We start from the raw sequence: 21,674 nt of genomic DNA on the forward strand, positions 1-21,674 counted from the left end.
TTAACATAATGGTGCGTAAGGTTCCGGACAGGCGCTATGACGGCGAAGGACGGCATATGAGACATACCGGTACGATCATTCTGTGGGCGCTTGTCTCTGCCCTTGTGATTCTTGTGATCACCCTGCCGATCAATTTGCAGACGCAGCTCATAGCGAGCATCGCGGTCGTGACGTTTATGGCGGTGATCAAGGTGCTGCGCGCCGAGGGTATCTGGCGGCTGATTGCGCTCGCCTTCGGCACGGCCGTCGTGCTGCGTTATGTCTATTGGCGCACGACCAGCACGCTGCCGCCGTTGAACCAGCTCGAAAACTTCATCCCCGGTTTCCTGCTCTACCTCGCCGAAATGTACAGCGTGATGATGCTGGCGCTCAGCCTCTTCGTGGTCGCGATGCCGTTGCCGCCGCGCAAAAGCCGGGCGGCAGGCGGGGGGCCACTTCCCTCGGTCGATGTCTTCGTGCCGAGCTACAACGAGGATACCGCCCTTCTCGCCAACACGCTCGCCGCCGCCAAGGCTTTGGACTATCCGGCCGACAAGCTCACGGTCTGGCTGCTCGACGATGGCGGCACGGAGCAGAAGCGCAATGCGGCCGCGGTGATCGAGGCGCAGACGGCGACCGCCCGTCATCGGGAGCTTCAGGCGCTTTGCCGCGACCTTAACGTCAACTATCTCACCCGGGCCCGCAACGAGCATGCCAAGGCCGGCAACATGAACAACGGCATGCAGCATTCGACCGGCGAGCTGATCGCCGTCTTCGATGCGGACCATGCCCCCGCGCGCGATTTCCTGCGCGAAACCGTCGGCTATTTTGCCGACGATCCCAAATTGTTCCTCGTCCAGACGCCGCATTTCTTCCTGAACCCGGATCCGCTGGAGCGTAATCTGCGCACGTTCGAGACGATGCCGAGCGAGAACGAGATGTTCTACGGCATCATCCAGCGCGGCCTCGACAAGTGGAACGCTGCCTTTTTCTGCGGCTCCGCAGCGTTGCTCAGCCGCCGCGCGCTCAACGAGGCCGGCGGCTTCAGCGGCCTTTCGATCACCGAGGACTGCGAGACGGCGCTGGAGTTGCATTCCCGCGGCTGGAGCAGCGTCTATGTCGACAAACCGCTGATCGCCGGCCTGCAGCCCGCCACCTTCGCCAGCTTCATCGGCCAGCGCAGCCGCTGGGCGCAGGGCATGATGCAGATCCTGCGCTTCCGTTTTCCGCTGTTCAAGCGTGGGCTCTCGCTGCCGCAGCGCCTCTGTTACATGTCGTCCATGCTGTTCTGGCTGTTCCCGTTCCCGCGCACGATCTTCCTGTTCGCGCCGCTTTTCTACCTGTTCTTCGATCTCGAAATCTTCACGGCGTCGGGCGGCGAATTCCTCGGCTATACGTTCGCCTACATGCTCGTGAACCTGATGATGCAGAACTATCTTTACGGCTCGTTCCGCTGGCCGTGGATTTCCGAACTCTACGAATATGTGCAGAGCGTGCATCTCTTGCCCGCCGTCGTGTCGGTGATGCTCAATCCGACCAAGCCGACCTTCAAGGTCACGGCGAAGGACGAGTCGATCAAGGTGGCGCGTCTTTCGGAAATCAGCCGCCCGTTCTTCGTCATCTTCGGCATCCTGTTCGTCGCCTTCCTTATGAGCATCTACCGTTTCTATTCCGAGCCTTACAAGGCGGACGTCACCTTCGTCGTCGGCGGCTGGAACCTGCTGAACCTCATCATCGCCGGCTGTGCCCTCGGCGTCGTCTCGGAGCGCAGCGAGAAGGCGTCCAGCCGGCGCGTAACGGTCAAGCGCCGCTGCACCTTCATCGCCGGCGAGCGCGAATATCCTTCGACATTGGAAAATGTCTCGGCCAATGGCGCGCGCGTGCAGGTTTTCGGGCTGGAGCCGGACATTGCAGTCGGTGAAGGCTGTTTTCTCCGCTTCACGCCCTATGGCTCCGAGCAGGAAGAGGCATTGCCGGTCGATGTGCGAAATGTCGAAAATCTCGGCAGTGTCGTCGCCGTCGGCTGCCGGTTCATGCCGCAGGTTGCGCGGCACCATTCGCTCGTCGCCGACCTGATTTTTGCAAATTCCAACCAGTGGAGCGATTTCCAGGTGTCGCGGCGCTACAATCCCGGCCTCTTCCGTGGTTCGCTGTGGTTTCTCGGCATCGCAGTCTTCCAGACCAGCCGCGGGCTTCTCTATCTGGTGCGCAGTATGCGAGGCGGGCGCAAGGGGGAGGCGGCGTGATGTCCGTGTGTGCAAAAGCCGTTCTCTTCGGCCTCGCCCTGTCTCTTGCCGCCTCGGTCGCCTTCGCGCAGGAGGGATCGACACCCTTTGACATGTCGGGGGAGCGCGGCCCGACCGTTGAAAAGACACCGGAGCAAAGCGGCGCCGGCGCCACGGTCAAGGATATGAAGGTGCCGGAAAAGAAGGCGGTCACGCCCGACCTTGCCATCCGGCGCTACATCATCCCCGCGAAGTCTCTGCTTCTCGAAGGTGAAACTGCCGGCCAGTCCTTCCCGGTCTTTCTAACCCCGCAACAGGCGGCCGGCGCGACGTCGATCAGCCTCGGCTATTCCAACGCCGTCGTGATAGCGCCCGAATCCTCGAGGCTCACCGTCATCGTCAACGACGTCATGGTGGGGGAGGTGCCGGTGCAATCGGCGGAGGGCACGAAGGATATCCGCTTCGACCTTCCGACCGGCCTGCTGCGGCCGGGCGTCAACCGGGTCAGTTTCAACGCCATCCACCGCCATCGCACCGACTGCACGATCCGCTCCACCTATGACCTGTGGACGGCGCTCGATCCCGCGCGCACCTACCTCACACTGCCGGCGGATAAGAGCGGCCGGTTGCTGACGACGGACGACATCGCGGCCATTGGCCTGGGCCCGACCGGCCAGACGAAATTTGTCATGGTCGTGCCGGAAATGGGCCAGCCCGCCAGCACCAATGCGTTGATGCGTCTCAGCCAGGGCCTGGCGCTGATGGCAAAGATGCCGAACCAGACTTTTGCCGTCGTCGATACAATGCCGGCGACAGCGGCCGCCGGCGAACTGACGGTGCTGGTCGGCACCGCCGGCGATCTCGCGCCGCTGCTGCCGGGCCTGCCTGCCACGGCGCGGACGTCGGCCGTCGCCACCTTCGTGGATGCACCGGCCGGCGACCGCAAGGTCTTCGTCGTCAGCGGCCCCGACTGGCCGTCGATTGAAGGGGCGGTGGAGGGAATGGTCTCGCCGATCGACCGCCCGCTCGGGGTTTCGCGCGAAGCCTTGAGCGTGCGCCAGCGCAATGCCAGCGAGATGCCGCTCCTGACCGGTGCCACCACGCGCACGCTGGCCTCCTTCGGCGCGCGCACCAGCGAATTCAGCGGGCGCCGTTTCCGCACCGGTTTCGATCTCGGTATTCCGTCGGATTTCTACGCTGAAGCCTATGGCGAAGCGACGCTGCTGCTCGATGCGGCCTATTCGCCCGAAGTGCTCCCCGGCAGCCATGTGGACATCTATGTCAACGGCAACATCGCCTCGACGGTGCCGATCACCGACCGGAACGGCGGCATCTTCCGCCACCTGCCGATCCGCGTGACCATGCGGCATTTCCGGCCCGGGCCGAATCGCATCGACATTGAAGCGGTTCTCATGACCCAGGCGGATACCGTCTGCGCGCCCGGCGCCAGCGCGCTGGAGGAACCGCGTTTTGCGCTCTTCGATACGTCTGAATTCCGGATGCCGCGCTTTGCCCGCATCGGGCAGTTGCCCAACCTTGCCGCACTTTCGGGAACCGGGTTCCCCTACAATGGCCAGGTTGATCCGGCCGCGCTCTATCTCGATCGTCTCGATCCCGCGACGCTTTCGACGGGTGCTACCTTCCTCGGCAAGGTGGCAGTGTCGAGCGGGCGTGCCCTGCTGGTCCGGCCGGAAGCGTCGGCGCTGGCGATCGGCGAACGCAATGCCATCCTGGTCGGCACGATTTCCCAGCTTCCACCGCTGGTGCTCACCCAGACGCATATCGTTGCCGAAAGTGCCTCTTCCTGGGGGGCGCAGGTCGAGGGCGAGGGACGGAAGGAGGCGACACGGGAGACATTCGATTCATGGCAATCGAGAGTGCGGGAGGGCTCGTGGAACGGACAGATTTCCGCGTTGGAAACCTGGTTGCAGGAGACGCTCGATATTTCGATTTCGTCACTTCGCCTGCTGCCGGGCGAGGAGGCGGCGATCGAGCCTGACGATACCGCGCGCTTCTTCGTCGCACAGGGCGACAGTCCGGAGCGCACGGCAACCTGGACGGTGCTCTCTGCGCCGACCGGTGCTGACCTTGAAGCCGGCATGGCCGCCGTGGCGCAGGATTTTCGCTGGCAGCAGCTCGACGGCCATGTCAGCCTGGACAGCAAGAGTTCGGAAGCGCTCGACACGCGGGCGGTAGGCCGCACCCGGTTCGTCGCCACACAGCCCTGGAGCTTTGCCAATATGCGGCTTGTCGCCGCGAACTGGCTCTCCTCCAATATTCTTGCCTATGCTGCGGTGTTCTGTGCCCTGTCGATCCTTCTCGGTATCGCCACATCGGGGCTCTTGCGGCGCTTCGGACGTACATCCTGACCGGCCCGTTTACCGGGGATTAACCCTAACGCGCTTTTATCAAGGTTGGTTGGCTCTTCTTGGGGGACGTGGCGACATGTTCCTGCGTTCCTGACGCATGGTGTCGTCGCGGTCCAAGCCGGAGTCGGATGTGAGTGATGTACCGAAGGAAATTCGGGATGAAGTCGATCCTTATGGCGCTCGTCCTCGTCTCCGCCGGCGCGGCCAGCGTCGCAGGCGTGTCCTTCGGCGTGCCTGACGATATGATGAAGGGCCTGCCGCGCCTCGGGCCGGACACGCAGGGCGCTGCCACCGGTGGAGAGGATGCGCAATCCTTGTCGGTAAAGCGGCCGCGCGTGGAGCTTGCCCAGGCCGGAACCGGGCAGGCGCAGACGACACCGGCGGTCGAAACCACGCAGAACAAGCCGGTCGTCGACGAAAGCGCGCTACGCTACTTTGCGGCGCGCGGCGATACGGCCCGGCTCAATGCCGAGATCGCCCGGCTGCGCACGCTCTATCCCACCTGGATACCGCCGGAAAACCCGCTCGCCGTGCCTGTCAACGAGGACAAGCAACTTGAGGACATGTGGGCGCTGTACAGCCAGTCGCGTTATGCGGACGTGCGCGCGGCCATCGCCAAACGCCAGCAGGAAGACCCGCAATGGACGCCGCCGGCCGATCTTGTCGATCGCCTCGCCGTGGCGGAAAAGCGCGCCGAGCTGGTGGCGGCCTCCAATGCCGGCCGCAGCGAGGACGTCGTGCGGCTTGGTGCGGAAACGCCGAGCCTGCTGACCTGCTCGGACGCGGATGTGCTCTGGCGCGTGGCCGAGGCCTTCGTGAAGACCGATCGTGTCCAGCGCGCCAAGGATACCTATGGCTACATGCTTGCCAATTGCACGGATGGACCGATCCGGCTTGCAAGCGTGCAGAAAGCCTCGACCCTGCTCAGTTATGCCGACATGCAGGATCTCCTTGCCCTTGAGCGGACCGGCCCTGACGGCGTCAAGGAATTTGATCCCATTCGCGCTGATCTCGCCCGCCGCTTCGTCGGTGAGGGCGACGAGGACGCCACGCTCACCGTGGCGCCCGCCTATCTGAAAATCGTCGAAAAGCTGGTGGCGGACGAGGGGCTTGCTTCCGACGCGCTGCTGCTCGGCTGGTACCATTTGCGTCGTGACCAGAATGCGGCGGCGGAACCGTTCTTCCGCAAGGCGCGTGCCGTCGAGGATTCCGCCTCGGCCTCACAGGGCCTGGCGCTGATCCTGCTGGCGCGCAAGATGCCGGCCGAGGCGGAGGACGTGATGTATGCCTGGCGCACCAGTTCCGACCAGGCGATGCAGACCTACCTCGCCGCCACCACCAACCTTCTGGCGCTCGATCCACCAAAGAAAATCGACGGCAAGGTGCTGAACCGCATCGCGCAGGTCACGCTCGAGGAAAAACACCCGGAGACCGGCGAGCAATTCGGCTGGTATGCGCTCGCCATGGACCAGCCGACCACGGCCGAGGAATGGTTCGCGCTGGTGCTGAAATGGAAGGCGGATTACGAACCCGCCGCCTACGGCCTCGGTGTCGCGCGGTTGCGGCTCGAGGACGAGGCAGGTCTCGCCGCGGTCAAGCAGGCATGGGCCGGACGGTCGGAGCGCATCGCCCGGCTTGGCGAGCGCGATACGACCGATGACGCAGCGCCCGTGCTGCGCGAGCGTGAGCCGCGCATTGTCCGCACCCAACGCCGCGTTCCCGTGCGCGAAGTGGTCGAGGAGGTCTCCGAAAGGCCACAGCGCACGGCGCGCACGACACGACGGGCAGGCGGTTCGACGGATTGCCGCAGCACGCGTGATCCGCGCGGCCTGGCGCCGGCAAGCGCGTTGTCGCTCGGCTGGTGCCTGATGGAGATCAACCGGCCGCTGGAGGCGGCACAGGCCTTCGAGGCGGCTCTGTCAGGCGAGGGGCGTACGCGCAGCGACGCCGCCTACGGCCAGAGCCTTGCCTACCTTCGCGCCGGCCTGACCAGCGATGCAGCCGTGGCGGCCACCAGGGCCAAGCTCGACCGCAGCCGCGGCGCAGAATTGCAGCTGGCGATCCTTTCCGACCGCGCGGTCAGCAGCTTCCGGGCCGGCCGCTATCGTGAAGCGTTGGTGTACCTCGATCAGCGGGCACACCTGCGTGCCGAGCCGACGGATCTCATGGTGATGCGCGGTTATGCCTACAAGAATCTCGGCATGCGCGACGATGCGCTTCGCCTCTTCGAGGCTCTTGGCGAGACCGGCCAGCGGGATGCGGTCCGCGCACTTGCCGAAATGCGCAACGAGCGTGACGGCCGCAAGTAACCGCGGTTTGGCCGCAATCCCTGCGGAGGATGCATATGCACCTGAAACCTGCCATCGTTGTCCTGTTCCTGCTCGCCTCTCCGCTTGCCGCGGCTGAGGGCAGCTACATTGTTTGCGACAACGGCCTTCGTTGCTTCAAGGCGCCATGCCCATCCTCGGCGGTGCGCAATCTCGCGACCGGGCAGGCGTTCAAAGGCAGCTATCCTGACATCAGCCGGCTTTCAAAGGCCGACCAGCAGCGCATCCGGGACACGGATGCGCTCTATTTCGGCCGTCTGGTTCTGACCGGTCGCGTCGAACGTCGCGGGCAAAACTTGCCGTCGTTCATCGCAACCGGGATCGAGCGCGAGGCAACAAAGGCCGAGCGCCGACACTGCCCGGCGGGTTAATCCCGGTCGGGCGCCCCAAGCGGAAAGAACTTTCGATAGGGCCGGCCCTCGTCCACGGCGCGGGCAAAGGACGGTCGCGCCAGCAGGCGTCTGCGATAGGCGTGTACATGCGTGAAGGCCGGGTCGATGGCGTGCGTCCAGTCCGCGTAGAACAGGAAGGGCGCGGCGGCGCAATCGGCGAGCGTAAAGGCGTCGCCGCAGGCCCAGAGCCGGCTCTCCATATGCCGGTCCAGCCAGGCATAGGCGCGCGCCAGCATGTCGCGTGCCTCGGTGTCGCCATAGGGGTCACGGTCCGTTTCCGGCCGGATCGAGTTGAAGACGATCCGCTGTTGCGGCGTCGAAATGTAATTGTCGAAGAAACGGTCGAGCATGCGCACTTCGATTGCCGCCTTCGGATCGTCCGGGATGAGCATGACCGGGCCGGGATAGTGGAGCCCGAGATACTCGATGACGACGCTTGCCTCCATGACCGTGCGATCGCCATCGACGAGAATGGGAAAGCGCTTGATCGGCCATCGAGTCTCGAAATCCGCGAGCGTGTCGGGGTCGTTGTGGTCGAGCATGCGGTATTCGAATTCGGTGCCGTTTTCATAAAGCGCCGTCAGCACCTTCTGGCAGTAGCTCGAAAAAGGGTGGGCATAGAGAGCAGGCTTCATGGTGATCTCCTCCATCAGGTAGCTCTTTATCGCAAAACCGCTTGCATATTGCAATCGGTTATCCCGGCGAAGGCGACGCCACCGACGGGTGATTTTGGTATTTCTTCCGGAACGAATATACTCCTGCGAGCGCAACTCTCCCCAATGTACGTTCCATGCAGTGGCTGTTTGGCGATGCGCGTTTTGCCGGTTTCGCACCGAAAGAGAACCTGTTTTGCGAACTATCCGGGCATTGTTGACTAACTCTACTAATTCAATAGGGTTTTAGGCGGGATAAGCATCCAGGAGGTTGAGATGTCGATTTTGGTAAAACGGGTAGGGGCTTTGCTTCTTGGGGTCGGGCTTGCGCTCGGCAGCGTCACGACAGCGTTCGCGGAAACGACGCTGCTCAACGTGTCGTATGACCCGACGCGCGAACTCTACAAGGACTATAACGAAGCCTTTGCAAAGCATTGGAAGGCCGAGACGGGCGAAGACGTCACGGTGCAGCAGTCGCATGGCGGCTCGGGCAAGCAGGCCCGTGCGGTGATCGACGGTCTCGAAGCCGACGTCGTGACGCTGGCGCTCGAAAGCGATATCAACGCCATCGTCGAAAAGAGCGGCAAGATAGCCAAGGATTGGCGCGGCCGGCTGCCGAACAACTCCTCGCCCTACACGTCGACCATCGTGTTCCTGGTCCGCAAGGGTAACCCGAAGGGCATCCACAACTGGGGTGACCTGGTGAAGGGTGACGTTCAGATCGTCACGCCGAACCCGAAAACCTCGGGCGGCGCGCGCTGGAACTACCTTGCGGCCTGGGCCTGGGCGAACCAGGAATTCGGCGGCGATCAGGATAAGATCAAGGCGTATATTGCCGAACTCTACAAACGCGCGCCGGTTCTCGACACGGGCGCACGCGGTTCGCTGACCACCTTCGCACAGCGCCAGATCGGTGACGTTCTGCTCGCCTGGGAAAACGAGGCCTATCTCGCCGGTGCCGAATTCGGCGCGGACTCCTTCGACATCGTCGCTCCGCCGATCTCGATCCTGGCGGAACCGCCGGTCGCTGTCGTCGATGGCAATGTCGATGCCAAGGGCTCGCGCAAGCAGGCCGAAGCCTACCTCGCCTACCTCTATTCCGAGGAAGGCCAGAACATCGCGGCAAAACACTTTTACCGTCCGTCGAAGCGCGAACTGGTAAAACCCGAGTTGCTGCAACAGCTTCCCGACATTAAGCTGGTGACGATCGACGATCCGATCTTCGGCGGCTGGGTGAAGGCACAGCCCGAGCATTTCGGTGACGGCGGCGTCTTCGACCAGATCTACAAGCCGGGGAACTGAAACCTTTGACGACATCTGCTGCTGCTTCGGTGCGGTGGCGACTGAGACAGCCGAGTGTCATTCCGGGTTTCGGACTGACGCTCGGCTTTTCGCTCGCTTACCTGACCCTCATCATCCTCATCCCGCTCGCCGGCCTCGTCTGGCGCTCCGCCTCGCTGTCGGGTGCGGAGTTTTTTGCAATCCTTGCCGACGAACGCACGATCAAGGCGCTGGAGGTCTCCTTCGGCACGGCCTTCATCGCAGCCCTCATCAATGTCGTGTTCGGCGTCATCGTCGCATGGGTCATCGTGCGCTACGAGTTTCCCGGCCGGCGCATCATCGATGCGGTGGTGGACCTGCCCTTCGCGCTGCCGACGGCGGTGGCGGGCATCGCGCTTGCCGCGCTCTATGCGCCGAACGGCTGGGTCGGTCAGATCCTGAATGTTTTCGGCATCAAGGCGGCCTTCAACCCGACCGGCATCGTCATCGCGCTGGTCTTCATCGGCCTGCCCTTCGTGGTGCGCACGGTGCAGCCCATCATGGAAGAGATCGACCGCGAGGTGGAGGAGGCGGCAGCGACCCTTGGCGCCAACCGTTTCCAGACGGTCCGCCGCGTGCTGCTTCCGGGTCTCGCACCGGCGATCCTGACGGGTTTCGCGCTCGCCTTCGCGCGCGGTGTGGGCGAATACGGCTCGGTCATCTTCATCGCCGGCAATATCCCCTACGTTTCGGAAATCGCGCCGCTCCTCATCGTCATCCGGCTGGAGGAGTTCAACTACGGTGCTGCAACCGCGATTGCGACGATCATGCTGGCGCTGTCTTTCGCCATGCTGCTCGTCATCAATCTCATCCAGGCCTGGAGCCGCAGGAGGTATGGTCATGGCGCATAATCCCCGCCGCCTGCACTCGCCGACCACCGAGGCACCCGTCGCCCGCTATACGCTGATGGCGATCGCCTTCCTGTTTCTGGCGCTCTTCCTGCTGCTGCCGCTCGCCGCCGTCTTCATCGAGGCTTTTCGCAAGGGGAGCGGGGAATTTTTCATCGCTTTCAGCGATCCCGATACGCTTGCCGCCATTCGCCTGACGCTGCTGGTGGCGGTCATCGCCGTGCCGCTAAACCTCGTCTTCGGCGTGGCGGCGGCCTGGGCCATCGCCAAGTTCGAGTTCAAGGGCAAGGCATTTCTCACGACGCTCATCGATCTGCCGTTTTCGGTCTCGCCGGTCATTTCGGGCCTGGTCTATGTGCTGCTTTTTGGCGCGGGCAGCGTTTTGGGGCCGTGGCTGAAGAGCCATGGTATCGAAATCCTCTTTGCCGTGCCGGGCATCGTACTCGCCACCGTCTTCGTTACCTTCCCCTTTGTTGCGCGCGAACTGATCCCGCTGATGCAGGAGCAGGGCACCGGCGACGAGGAGGCGGCGCTGTCGCTCGGCGCTTCCGGCTGGCAGACCTTCTGGTACGTGACGCTGCCCAACATCAAATGGGGGCTGCTGTACGGCGTGTTGCTCTGTAATGCGCGCGCCATGGGCGAGTTCGGGGCGGTCTCGGTGGTCTCCGGCCACATAAGGGGGCTGACCAACACGATGCCGCTGCATGTAGAAATCCTCTACAACGAGTACAATTTCGTCGCTGCGTTTGCGGTGGCGTCGCTACTCGCCGCGCTGGCACTCGTGACGCTCGTCGTCAAGACGGCCCTCGAACTTCACTACGGCGCGGAAATCGCTGCCGGCCGCAAGCATTGAATTGAAAGGCAACGCCCTCGATGGACGTCAGTGTTAAAAACATCCGCAAGGAATTCGACCGCTACCCCGCGCTGAACGATGTCTCGCTCGACATTCGTTCGGGCGAACTGATCGCGCTGCTCGGCCCCTCCGGCTCGGGCAAGACGACGCTGCTCCGCCTCATCGCTGGCCTCGAAACGCCAACGCGCGGCAGTATCTTCTTCGGCAATGAGGATGCGTCGCACAGGACGGTGCAGGAACGCCATGTCGGCTTCGTCTTCCAGCATTACGCGCTCTTCCGCCATATGACGGTCGCCGACAATATCGCGTTCGGCCTGACGGTGCGTCCGCGCGGTGAACGGCCGTCGAAAACCGAAATCCGTCGCCGCGTCACGGATCTCCTGGAGATGGTGCAGCTCTCGGGCCTCGAAAAGCGCTACCCGAACCAGCTTTCCGGCGGCCAGCGCCAGCGCGTGGCGCTGGCCCGCGCCATGGCGATCGAGCCGAAGGTTCTGCTGCTCGACGAACCTTTTGGCGCACTCGATGCGAAAGTCCGCAAGGAACTGCGCCGCTGGCTGCGCGAATTCCATGACCGCACCGGCCACACGACGGTCTTCGTTACGCACGACCAGGAGGAAGCCCTCGAACTTGCCGACCGCGTCGTCGTCATGAGCCAGGGCAAGATCGAGCAGGTCGGCTCCTCCGACGACGTCTATGACCGGCCGAACTCGCCCTTCGTCTTTTCCTTCATCGGCGACAGCGCCCATGTGCCGGTGAGCGTGGCAGACAACACGGTCCGCTTCCAGAACGAACCCATCGGCATCGCGCCCCACGCCAACGACATCGCGTCGGGAACCGGAACGCTTTTCTTCCGTCCGCAGGATATTGTCCTCGTCACCGATCCGGCAGCGTCCGCCCTGGAGGGGCGCGTCGCGACATCCCGGCGCCTTGCCGGAACGCGCATCGCCGATCTTGATATCGGCAAGCCCGGCGAGCCGCACCATGTCGAGATCGAGATCCCGCTCGACGCCCTGGCGGCGACCGGAACGACGATCCGTTTCCGGCCGACCCGGTGGAAGCTGTTTGCCGAGTAAATCGCGAAGGGCCGGCACCTAGCCGGCCCAAAGCAAAACACCCGCCGCAGGCTGTCGCCGTGCGGCCCGGCGGATCACGCCGGATGACTGCATTGCCATGTGCAACAGTCCCCCTTTCTGCCCCCCTACATGCTCACGCGGCCTATGCCAGCAGGTTTGTCCTGTCGTCGGCCATCCTTCGGCATGTTGACGCATTTCACACGGGCGGCACGGTCTTTGCCACAAGTTGATCCACAGGCGATGCGCAGCCTGCCCCATTTCTGGGCATGCTCGTTTTCCAGCATTGCGGCGCGCGGACGAGCGCGCCGCGGACTAGAATTTTTTCCATTAGCATGTGAGAAAACTGTGGCTTTTTGCATTATTCTGTGGTTTTCTGTGGTTATAATCAAGAAGGAATGGGGAATATGGGTCGCAAACCGGAAGAATATGCACAACTGCTTGCCAGTGCGCTTTGCAAGCTTCATGCAGCGGAATGCCGTGGTGCATCGTCGCTCATGTCGGATGACAGCGTTCGCATCATCAGCCAGACCATTGCCGTGGCGATGGAAGATGCACGGAAAATTCATATCGAACAGGAGCTTGCGGCGATGCGTGAACGCCGCGAGCGCATTCATCTACACTCCTGAAACCTCCTCCAGTCTTGCCGCCGCGAGTGCCTTGTGCTCGTGGCGGCACCTTTTTATGGTAGATGCCCGAAGCGCTACCTGGGAGGAAGCTGGTGCCGACTGAAGCCGTGCGCGCTCTGCGCGATACGTCCGCCGATCCGGAGTTCGGACCATGGCTGGCACAAGCCTCGATTCTCGTCGTCGATGACGAACCGGGCATGCGCAATTTTCTCATGCGCACACTCGGGCCGCGCTGCAAACGCCTGGAACTGGCGGCCGATACGGACGAGGCCACGCGCAAGCTCGACCAGCATCATTTCGACGTGGTGATCCTCGACAACATCATGCCGCGCAAGAACGGCGTGGAGTGGCTTGCCGAACAGCGCGCCATCGGCTTCTTTGCCGATGCCATCCTGATGACTGCCTATGCCGATCTCGAAACCGCCATCCAGGCGCTCCGGGCGGGCGCGGTCGATTTCGTCCTGAAACCGTTCCGCTCCAACCAATTGCTCAACGCCGTGGCGCGCTGCCTCGACCGTATGCGCCTGCAACGTGAAAACTATGTGCTGCGCTACGAATTGAAGGCGACCTCCGACCATATCCTGCTGCGCGACCGGCTGATCGGCGAATCCGCCGCCATTGCCCGCGTGCGCGACACCATCGCCCGCGTGGCGCCGCTGCCGACCACGGTTCTCCTTACCGGCCAGTCGGGCACGGGCAAGGAAGTGGCGGCGCGCTCGCTGCACACGCTCTCCGACCGGGCCACAAAACCCTTCGTGCCGGTCAATTGCGGGGCAATCCCGGCAGATATGATCGAAAGCGAGCTGTTCGGCCACCTGAAGGGCGCCTTTACCGGAGCCGAGCGGGCGCGCGAGGGCCTGTTCCAGCATGCGCAGGGCGGTACCCTGTTCCTCGACGAAATCAGTGAAATGCCGCCGGCGACACAGAGCAAGCTGCTGCGTGTGCTGGAGGATCGCAAGGTGCGGCCGGTCGGTTCGGAGCGTGAGGTACCGGTCGATCTGCGCTTCGTCTTCGCCACCAATGCGGAGCTGGAGAAGGAGGTGCAGGCCGGGCGTTTCCGCGCCGATCTGTTCTTCCGCATCAACGTCATGCAGATTCACCTGCCGCCGCTCAAAGAGCGGGAGGGCGACTCCCTGGAACTGGCAACACTCTTCATGAAGAAGCTGTCGGCCCAGCTTGCCATGCCCGCCGTGCCGATCGACGCGGCGGCGCGGCGGGCGCTTTCCGCCTATGACTGGCCAGGCAATGTGCGCGAGCTGCGCAATCTCATCGAGCGCACGCTGATCCTCGGCCGCTTCCCGGAAGGCTTTGGGCCGGGTGTCTCTGCTCCCGCGAGCGCGGAGGCCGGTTCGCTGGCGGATGTCGAACGACGCCATATCCTCGCCGTGCTCGCCGCCTGCACCGGCCAGCGCGACGAGGCGGCGCGCCAGCTCGGCATTTCCCGCAAGACGATTGACCGTAAGCTGGCTGCCTGGGATGGCTGACAGCAGGCAGAGCGGCACCATCAGGCCGGCGCGCTCTGTGCGCTACCGGTTGCTCGCGATCGCGCTTCTTCCCATGCTGGTAATCCTGCCGCTGCTGCTCGGCGTCACGGTCTATCGCTGGAACGAAAAATTCGACGCGACGCTGATTTCCAAGGTCAATGGCGACCTGACGATCGCGCACCAATACCTTGCCCATATCCTCGACAATACCGGCGAGCACATCACCGCGCTTGGCGCCTCAGCCCGCTTTCGGGACGTCGCGAACGATACCGCCGCGCTGAAGACGCTTCTCGAAGAGTCGCGGGCGCGGCTGGAGCTGGATTTTCTCTATGTGATGGCGCCCGATGGTCGGCTCGTTGCGTCCGTCACGGAGGAGACCGCTGGCGCGCTCCGCACCGACTGGCCGGTCATCCGCGACGCACTCACGGGTAAGCCGGCGACGGGCATCGACATCTTCGACAATGCCGACCTCGAAACGCTGTCTCCCGATCTTGCCGCCCGAGCGAAACTGCCGCTCGTGCAGACGCCCAATGCCGTGCCGACAGAGCGCACGGAGGAGGGCCGTGGCATGGTCGTGCAGAGCGCCAGCCCCGTCACGCTCGGTGATGGTGGCAACGCCGTGCTTGTCGGCGGTATCCTGCTCAACCAGAACCTCGTCTTCATCGATACGATCAACGACCTCGTCTATCGCGAGGCGAGCCTGCCGGAGGGCAGCCAGGGCACGGCGACGCTGTTCCTCGACGACGTGCGCATCAGCACCAATGTCCGCCTGTTCGAGGGGCGCCGCGCGCTCGGCACGCGCGTCTCCGCTGCCGTGCGTTCCGCTGTGCTGGGCGAGGGGCGCACCTGGCTCGACAGCGCCTTCGTCGTCAACGACTGGTACATTTCCGCCTACGAGCCGATCACCGACAGTCACGGCAAGCGTGTCGGCATGCTCTATGTCGGTTTCCTGGAGGCGCCGTTCACGGCCGCGAAGTACCAGACGGTGCTGACCATCGTCGCCGCTTTCTTCGTGATCACGGCCGCCAGCGTGCCGATCTTCCTGCGCTGGGCGCGCGGCATCTTCGAGCCGCTGGAGCGCGTCGATGTCACCATCGCGCGGGTCGAGAGCGGTGATCTCGGCGCGCGCACCGGTCCCGTCGACAGCCAGGACGAGATCGGCCGCGTCGCCGTGCATCTCGATGACCTCTTGAACCAACTCGAACAGAACGATCTCGAATTGCGCCGCTGGAACGAGGAGCTGAACGCCCGCGTCGACGAGCGCACGCGCGAACTCCAGCTCGCCAACCGTCAGCTCGAAGCCACCACCAAGCAGCTCATTCTCTCGGAAAAGCTCGCGGCCATCGGCGAGATCACCGCCGGCGTGGCACACGAGATCAACAACCCGATCGCCGTCATGCAGGGCAATCTGGAAGTCATCCGCTCCGTGGTGGGCGACCGTGCCGAACTGGCGAAGGTGGAGTTCCAGCTTCTCGACGAGCAGATTCAGCGCATCAGCCAGATCGTCACGAAACTCCTGCAATTCGCCAAGCCCGAGGAATTCGCCGGTTTCGTCGACCGCCACGCGCCGGGCATGGCGGTGGCGGATTGCCTGCCGCTCGTCCAGCATCTGCTGACACGGGCGGCAATCGAGGTGCGATTGGAAAACACGACGGAACGGCTGGTGCTGATGAACCGCACCGAACTTCAGCAGGTGGTCGTCAATCTTGTCGTCAATGCTATCCACGCCATGCCGGATGGTGGCCGGCTGACCGTCGTGACCCGCGACCAAGACCGCGAAGAGCGACCGGGCATCGAGCTTGTCATCAGCGATACGGGCGTCGGCATGGATCCGGACCTGGCAGCGAAAATCTTCGATCCGTTCTTCACGACGAAGCGGCAGGAGGGCACCGGTCTTGGCCTTTCCATCAGCCAGACGCTGGTGACGCGGCAGGGCGGCGCCATCTCGGTGGCAAGCCGGCCGGGCGAAGGCGCGACGTTTACGGTCTGGTTGCCTGAGGCCGACTGACCGGACAGTTTGTCCGTCGTAGCCGGACAAACTGTCCATTTTGATTCCGGAAATTTATTCAACTCACTGATTTCGAAGGAAAACCGCTTTGGCACGGGCCTTGCAAAGGTTCGGGCGGGAGGTTCGGCGGCTGGCGTCTTGCATGGAGGATGCAGGTGTTCGGGTGCCGAAGGAGCGGTTTTCCGCCGGCTCCCCATCACGAAAATCTTCGCACCGAGGGGTGCGTCGCGGAGGAGACCCAATGACTGCATCGACCGAGACCTATGCCGGGACATATTCCGGCGGCATCCTCGACCGGGAGCGCATCATCGCGAAACCCGGCTTCAACCGCTGGCTCGTCCCGCCGGCAGCACTCGCCATCCATCTCTGTATCGGCATGGCCTATGGCTTCAGCGTATTCTGGCTGCCGCTCTCGAAGGCCATTCCGGCTACGGATCCGGCCTGCGCCGACCTCAATCTTCTGTCCGCGCTCTTCACCACGAGCTGCAACTGGCGAGTCGCCGATCTCGGCTGGATCTACACGCTGTTCTTCGTTTTGCTCGGCTGCTCCGCCGCCATCTGGGGCGGCTGGCTGGAACGCGTCGGCCCGCGCAAGGCGGGCTTCGTCTCGGCCTGTTGCTGGTGCGGCGGCATCGTCGTCGCAGCGCTCGGCGTCATGAGCCATCAATTGTGGTTGATGTGGCTCGGTGCCGGCGTCATCGGCGGCGTCGGTCTCGGCCTCGGTTACATTTCCCCGGTCTCTACGCTGATCAAGTGGTTCCCGGACCGGCGCGGCATGGCGACCGGCATGGCGATCATGGGGTTTGGCGGCGGTGCGATGATCGGTGCGCCTCTTGCGAACCTGTTGATGAACGCTTTCAAGACCGACATCAGCCCCGGCGTGTGGCAGACCTTCCTCGTCATGGCGGCGATCTATTTCTGCTTCATGATGGGTGGTGCCTTCGGTTACCGCATTCCGCCGGCCGGCTGGCGTCCGGAAGGCTGGACGCCGCCGGCCTCCAAGTCGACCATGATCACCACCAAGCACGTTCACCTGCGCGATGCACACAAGACGCAACAGTTCTGGCTGATCTGGCTGGTGCTGTGCCTGAACGTTTCGGCCGGTATCGGCGTGATTGGCATGGCCTCGCCGATGCTGCAGGAAATTTTCGGTGGTCGCCTGATCGGCCAGCCGGACCTGACCTTCAGCCAGCTCGGTACGGACCAGAAAGCGGCCATCGCCGCGATCGCGGCCGGTTTCACAGGCCTCCTATCGCTGTTCAACATCGGCGGGCGGTTCTTCTGGGCCTCGCTCTCCGACAAGATCGGCCGCAAGAACACCTACTATACGTTCTTCGTTCTCGGCATCGCGCTCTATGCGCTTGCCCCGACGCTGGCGGACATGGGCAACAAGGCGCTCTTCGTGCTCGCCTTCGGCATCATCCTGTCGATGTATGGCGGGGGCTTTGCCACCATCCCGGCCTATCTTGCCGACATTTTCGGCACGCAGTTCGTCGGTGCCATCCATGGTCGCCTGCTGACGGCCTGGGCGACGGCCGGCATCGTCGGTCCGGTCGTGGTGAACTATATCCGCGAAGCGCAGATCGCTGCCGGCGTCGAGCCGGGACCGTCGCTCTATACCGGCACGATGTACATCCTCGCCGGCATGCTGGCGCTGGGTCTCGTCGCCAATGCGCTGGTGCGGCCGCTTGCCGACAAATGGTTCATGTCGGACGCGGAAGTCGCCTCGTTGCAGGCCAAGACCGCGGCCGCGAATGCCGGCCCGACGGGGTCTTTCGGCATCGGCACCGGCGGGCTGGATGCCAAGGCGGCGATGGCCTGGACCGTCGTCGGTATCCCGCTCCTGTGGGGTATCTGGGTGACGCTGAAGAACACGGCCGCCCTGTTCTAGGCCTCCGCGGGATGCGTAGGGTGAAGCCCTGCGCGATCCTCCCAAGCGCGTCCATGCCGGCTTTCGTCGGCATGGACGTTTCTTTTCGCGCATGCGAACGGCGTCCGGCTTTTTGGTGGCACCGCAGCGCAAGAACGGCTAACGTCCGGCACCGGAAGGGCGCGCGCCTGACGCGTCGCCCCAGAAGGCGACGGAGCATCGGATGACGCCAAACGACGACCACCACCATATCGTTATCGTCGGGGCGGGTTTCGGAGGACTTGAGGCAGCGCGCCATCTGGCCAAGGGCTCAGTTCGCATCACGGTCATCGACCGGCGCAACCACCATCTGTTCCAGCCCCTGCTTTACCAGGTCGCGACGGCCTCGCTCGCCACCTCTGAAATCGCCTGGCCGATCCGCTCGCTGCTGAGCCGCTTCCAGAACGTCACCACGCTGCTCGGCACGGTCACCGGCGTCAACACGCAGGTAAAAACCGTCCTGCTGGAGGACGCACCCGCCATTGCCTACGACACGCTGATCATCGCCACCGGCGCGCGCCACGCCTATTTCGGCAATGACGCCTGGGAGCCTTATGCGCCCGGCCTGAAGACGCTGGAGGATGCGACGACGATCCGCCGGCGCATCCTCGCCGCCTTCGAGCAGGCCGAATGGGAACCGGACGTGGCCGAGCGCCGCCGCCTGCTGACCTTCGCCATCATCGGCGCCGGCCCGACCGGCGTCGAGCTTGCCGGCACGATCGCGGAGCTCGCCCACGAGACATTGCGCCGCGACTTCCGCAACATCGATACGCGGGAGGCGCGTGTGGTGCTGGTCGAGGCCGGCCCACGCATCCTGGCGGGTTTTACTGAAGACCTGTCGGCCTATGCGGAAGGGGCGTTGAAGCGGCTCGGCGTCGAGGTTCGCACCGGCAAGGCTGTCTCGCAATGCAGCGAGCAAGGCATCGAACTCGGCGACGAGCTGCTGCCGGCCGCGACGCTTCTCTGGGCGGCCGGTGTGGCGGCGTCGCCCGCGGCCGAATGGCTGGGCGCACCGGCGGACAGGGCAGGGCGCGTTCTGGTCGCGCCGGATCTTACGGCACCCGGCCATCCGGATATCTTCGTGGTCGGCGACACCGCGCATGTGCCGACGAGCGACGGCAAGATCGTGCCGGGTGTTGCGCCGGCGGCCAAGCAGGAGGGGCGCTATGTGGCCGATACGATCGCGGCCCGTCTTGCCGGGAAACCGGCGCCGAAACCGTTCGCCTACCGCAGCGACGGCAATCTCGCGACCATCGGCAAGCGCGCGGCCATCGTCGATCTCGGCTGGATCAAGCTGAAAGGGCGACTTGCCTGGTGGACCTGGGGCATCGCCCATGTCTACTTCCTGATCGGCCTTCGCAATCGCCTCGCCGTCGCCATGAGCTGGCTCTGGATCTACCTGACCGGCCAGCGCAGCGCCCGGCTGATCACCCAGGCCGATGTGGCGAAACGCCGGGCCGAGGGCTGAGAGCCGCTTGCCTCCCGATGGATTTTCGTCAAAACCATCTGGTATCGGAAACAGGAGGATGATCCGGAATGACCGAATGGGGCAAGACCGGCAAGGACAGGATTGCGCTCGTGACGGGCGGCGGCACGGGCATCGGCCTGGCCATCGCGCGGGGTTTGAGCGCCGAGGGTTATGCGGTCGTCATCACCGGCCGGCGGGCCGCGGTACTGGAAAAAGCGGCGGCAGAGATTTCCGGCGAGACCGGCAATCCGGTTAAGGCGATCGCCTGTGATGTCGGTGACCCGGCCCAGGTGGCGACGGCCTTCGAGCAGGTGAAGCACGATTTCGGCCGGCTCGACGTGCTGGTCAACAATGCCGGCTCCAATGTTTCGCCGGCGCTCCTGGAAGACATTCCCTTCGAGGAGTGGACAAGCATTCTCGGCGCGAACCTGACCGGCGCCTTCCTCTGCACCCAGCAGGCCTTCAGGATCATGAAGGAGCAGAACCCGCGCGGCGGCCGCATCATCAACAACGGCTCGATTTCCGCCAGTGCGCCGCGCCCGAACTCCGCGCCTTATACGGCGACGAAACACGCCATCACCGGTCTCACCAAGTCGACTGCCCTTGACGGGCGCAAATATGACATCGCCTGCGGCCAGATCGACATCGGCAATGCGGCGACGGACATGACGGCGCGGATGAGTGGCGGGGTACTTCAGGCGAACGGCGAAATCGCCAGCGAGCCGACCATGTCGGTCAAGCATGTGGCCGACGCGGTGATCTACATGGCAAGCCTGCCGCTCGATGCCAATGTGCTGACCATGACGGTTATGGCGACGACGATGCCGTTTGTCGGGCGGGGGTAACTACCGCCGCGGCTCGCCGCCTTCGGCATAGACCGTCTTCTGCTGGAACTTGAAGACATGGCCGCACCGGCAGCGGATCATGTGTTTTTCGGGATATTTCGACGGCCGCTCGGTAAGGAAGCCGCGCGGCAGTGCATCGACCGTGAAATCCGGGTTCTTCCGGGTCGGCATGTCGTCCTCGGAGACTTCGGCATAGCCGGAATTGCCGCACATGGCGCATTCGAGTTTGCGCGAGTAGCGGTCGCGGGCGGCCATGGGTGATTCCTTCATGAGATTCGGGTCCGCCGTTAATAGGCATGGCGCCGGGTGGTTTCAATGGCTCGGGGTGCCGAGCAGGGCCTGAAGGATCGCGATGATGCGCCGGTGCTGGTGTGCGTGGCGGGTGCGCACGTTGACGGCGGCGTAGACGGCCTGCGCAATCGGCTCGGCGCCGGCGACCTGGCTCGCCGCGCCGGTGCGTATCAGGCGCTGCGCATCCGCGGCCATGACGAAGGCCGAGCCGCCGAGTTCCTGCATCAGCGCGAGGATGGCCGTCGTCTCGCCGCTGGCGATCGGAGCAGTGGAAAGGCCCGGATAGGCCTGCCGGTGCAGCCGGTCGAAGGCAGGAGAATAGACCGCCTGAATATAGTCCTCCGGCCTCACGTCCTCTATCCGCGTCGCCCTGTTGCTGACCATCTCGTAATGCACGTCGCCGATGCGCTCGTAGTGCAGGTCCGGCAGGTAATGCGGGGTGAACAGGATGGCGAGGTCGAGGTCGCCGGCGCCGAGGTCGCGGTTCATCTGGTTGGAATAGTCGACCTCCAGATAGATCGAGGTGCCCGGCAGTTCCTTGCGCACGGCCGACAGCCAGTCGCCGGCAAAATGGGCCGCGAGATCGTGTTGCAGGCCGATGCGCATGGAGCGCTCATAGGCGCCTGCCGTCTCCACCGCGCGCGTCGCCTCATGCCATTGATGTTGCAGGGCTTTGGCATGATCGAGGAACCGCAGGCCGGCAGCGGTCGGCTGGGTGCCGCCCTTGTTGCGGGCGAAGAGTTTTCGCGCGAACGTCGCCTCCAGCGCGTTGATGCGGTGGGTGACCGTCGATTGCGTGATGTTCAGCCGCTCCGCCGTGCGGTTGAAGTTCCTCGTTTCCATCAGGTCGAGGAATGTCTCAATCAGGGTAATTTGCATGGATGCGCCGTATTTCGTGAATGTTTGGTAGCAGTGTAATCGGCATATTCGATTAATAAAGCGATTTCCGCGGCTTGCTGCGCGGCGTTTTGGTTGCCACAAATCCCCTCCAAAGAAGAGGAACG

17 protein-coding genes are annotated in these 21,674 nt (G+C 63.8%); 14 read left to right on the forward strand and 3 right to left on the reverse strand.

Going from position 1 to position 21,674, the window contains the following annotated elements; translation table 11 throughout:
• The first annotated feature begins 56 nt into the window (after positions 1-56).
• The 4 genes from bcsA (at position 57) to ACT6VE_RS02125 (ending at position 7,271) form a co-directional block, all read left to right on the forward strand.
• Positions 57-2,225, forward strand: a complete 2,169-nt coding sequence (gene bcsA, locus ACT6VE_RS02110) for a UDP-forming cellulose synthase catalytic subunit (protein ID WP_444796964.1) — start codon at positions 57-59, stop codon at positions 2,223-2,225.
• Positions 2,225-4,573, forward strand: coding sequence for a cellulose biosynthesis cyclic di-GMP-binding regulatory protein BcsB (locus ACT6VE_RS02115; RefSeq protein ID WP_444796965.1), 2,349 nt, complete (start codon positions 2,225-2,227; stop codon positions 4,571-4,573). Before bcsA ends, ACT6VE_RS02115 begins: the two co-directional genes overlap by 1 nt.
• 158 nt (positions 4,574-4,731) lie before the next feature.
• Complete coding sequence (locus ACT6VE_RS02120) at positions 4,732-6,882, forward strand: cellulose synthase (protein WP_444796966.1); 2,151 nt, start codon at positions 4,732-4,734, stop codon at positions 6,880-6,882.
• Positions 6,883-6,917: 35 nt separating this feature from the next.
• Complete coding sequence (locus tag ACT6VE_RS02125; RefSeq protein WP_444796967.1) at positions 6,918-7,271, forward strand: hypothetical protein; 354 nt, start codon at positions 6,918-6,920, stop codon at positions 7,269-7,271.
• On the opposite strand, the gene ACT6VE_RS02130 is transcribed toward ACT6VE_RS02125, so the two are convergent.
• Positions 7,268-7,927: a glutathione S-transferase family protein gene (locus ACT6VE_RS02130; protein ID WP_444796968.1), complete on the reverse strand. Its 660-nt coding sequence runs from the start codon at positions 7,925-7,927 to the stop codon at positions 7,268-7,270. The genes ACT6VE_RS02125 and ACT6VE_RS02130 overlap by 4 nt on opposite strands.
• Before the next feature lie 294 nt (positions 7,928-8,221).
• Between ACT6VE_RS02130 and ACT6VE_RS02135 the strand changes: the two genes are divergently transcribed.
• From ACT6VE_RS02135 to ACT6VE_RS02180, 10 genes are all read left to right on the forward strand, one after another.
• Positions 8,222-9,247 (forward strand): sulfate ABC transporter substrate-binding protein, encoded by a 1,026-nt coding sequence (locus tag ACT6VE_RS02135; RefSeq protein ID WP_444796969.1) that lies wholly within the window; start codon positions 8,222-8,224, stop codon positions 9,245-9,247.
• Between the two features lie 5 nt (positions 9,248-9,252).
• Positions 9,253-10,116, forward strand: a complete 864-nt coding sequence (gene cysT, locus ACT6VE_RS02140; RefSeq protein ID WP_444796970.1) for a sulfate ABC transporter permease subunit CysT — start codon at positions 9,253-9,255, stop codon at positions 10,114-10,116.
• Entirely contained in the window at positions 10,100-10,966 is an 867-nt protein-coding gene (gene cysW / locus ACT6VE_RS02145; protein ID WP_444796971.1) for a sulfate ABC transporter permease subunit CysW, read from the forward strand. The genes cysT and cysW overlap by 17 nt, the downstream gene beginning before the upstream one ends.
• Before the next feature lie 20 nt (positions 10,967-10,986).
• Entirely contained in the window at positions 10,987-12,039 is a 1,053-nt protein-coding gene (locus ACT6VE_RS02150) for a sulfate/molybdate ABC transporter ATP-binding protein (RefSeq protein ID WP_444796972.1), read from the forward strand.
• 404 nt (positions 12,040-12,443) lie between these two features.
• Positions 12,444-12,665 (forward strand): hypothetical protein, encoded by a 222-nt coding sequence (locus tag ACT6VE_RS02155; RefSeq protein WP_444796973.1) that lies wholly within the window; start codon positions 12,444-12,446, stop codon positions 12,663-12,665.
• A 92-nt stretch (positions 12,666-12,757) separates the two neighbouring features.
• Entirely contained in the window at positions 12,758-14,149 is a 1,392-nt protein-coding gene (locus ACT6VE_RS02160) for a sigma-54-dependent transcriptional regulator (protein ID WP_444796974.1), read from the forward strand.
• Positions 14,142-16,157, forward strand: a complete 2,016-nt coding sequence (locus ACT6VE_RS02165; protein WP_444796975.1) for a sensor histidine kinase — start codon at positions 14,142-14,144, stop codon at positions 16,155-16,157. The genes ACT6VE_RS02160 and ACT6VE_RS02165 overlap by 8 nt, the downstream gene beginning before the upstream one ends.
• 241 nt (positions 16,158-16,398) lie before the next feature.
• Complete coding sequence (locus ACT6VE_RS02170; RefSeq protein ID WP_444796976.1) at positions 16,399-18,048, forward strand: OFA family MFS transporter; 1,650 nt, start codon at positions 16,399-16,401, stop codon at positions 18,046-18,048.
• Positions 18,049-18,250: 202 nt separating this feature from the next.
• On the forward strand, positions 18,251-19,534 hold the full coding sequence (locus tag ACT6VE_RS02175; protein WP_444796977.1) for an NAD(P)/FAD-dependent oxidoreductase: 1,284 nt from the start codon (positions 18,251-18,253) through the stop codon (positions 19,532-19,534).
• Positions 19,535-19,602: 68 nt separating this feature from the next.
• Positions 19,603-20,379 (forward strand): SDR family oxidoreductase, encoded by a 777-nt coding sequence (locus ACT6VE_RS02180; RefSeq protein ID WP_444796978.1) that lies wholly within the window; start codon positions 19,603-19,605, stop codon positions 20,377-20,379.
• Here the strand turns inward: ACT6VE_RS02180 and ACT6VE_RS02185 are convergent, their stop codons facing one another.
• Positions 20,380-20,634 carry a hypothetical protein gene (locus ACT6VE_RS02185; protein WP_444796979.1) on the reverse strand — a complete coding sequence of 85 codons (255 nt, stop codon included), beginning with the start codon at positions 20,632-20,634 and terminating at the stop codon, positions 20,380-20,382.
• A gap of 57 nt (positions 20,635-20,691) precedes the next feature.
• Positions 20,692-21,549: a LysR family transcriptional regulator gene (locus tag ACT6VE_RS02190; protein WP_444796980.1), complete on the reverse strand. Its 858-nt coding sequence runs from the start codon at positions 21,547-21,549 to the stop codon at positions 20,692-20,694.
• Positions 21,550-21,674: the final 125 nt, after the last annotated feature.

Source organism: Shinella sp. (genome assembly GCF_052438155.1).
Taxonomy (GTDB): Bacteria; Pseudomonadota; Alphaproteobacteria; order Rhizobiales; family Rhizobiaceae; genus Shinella.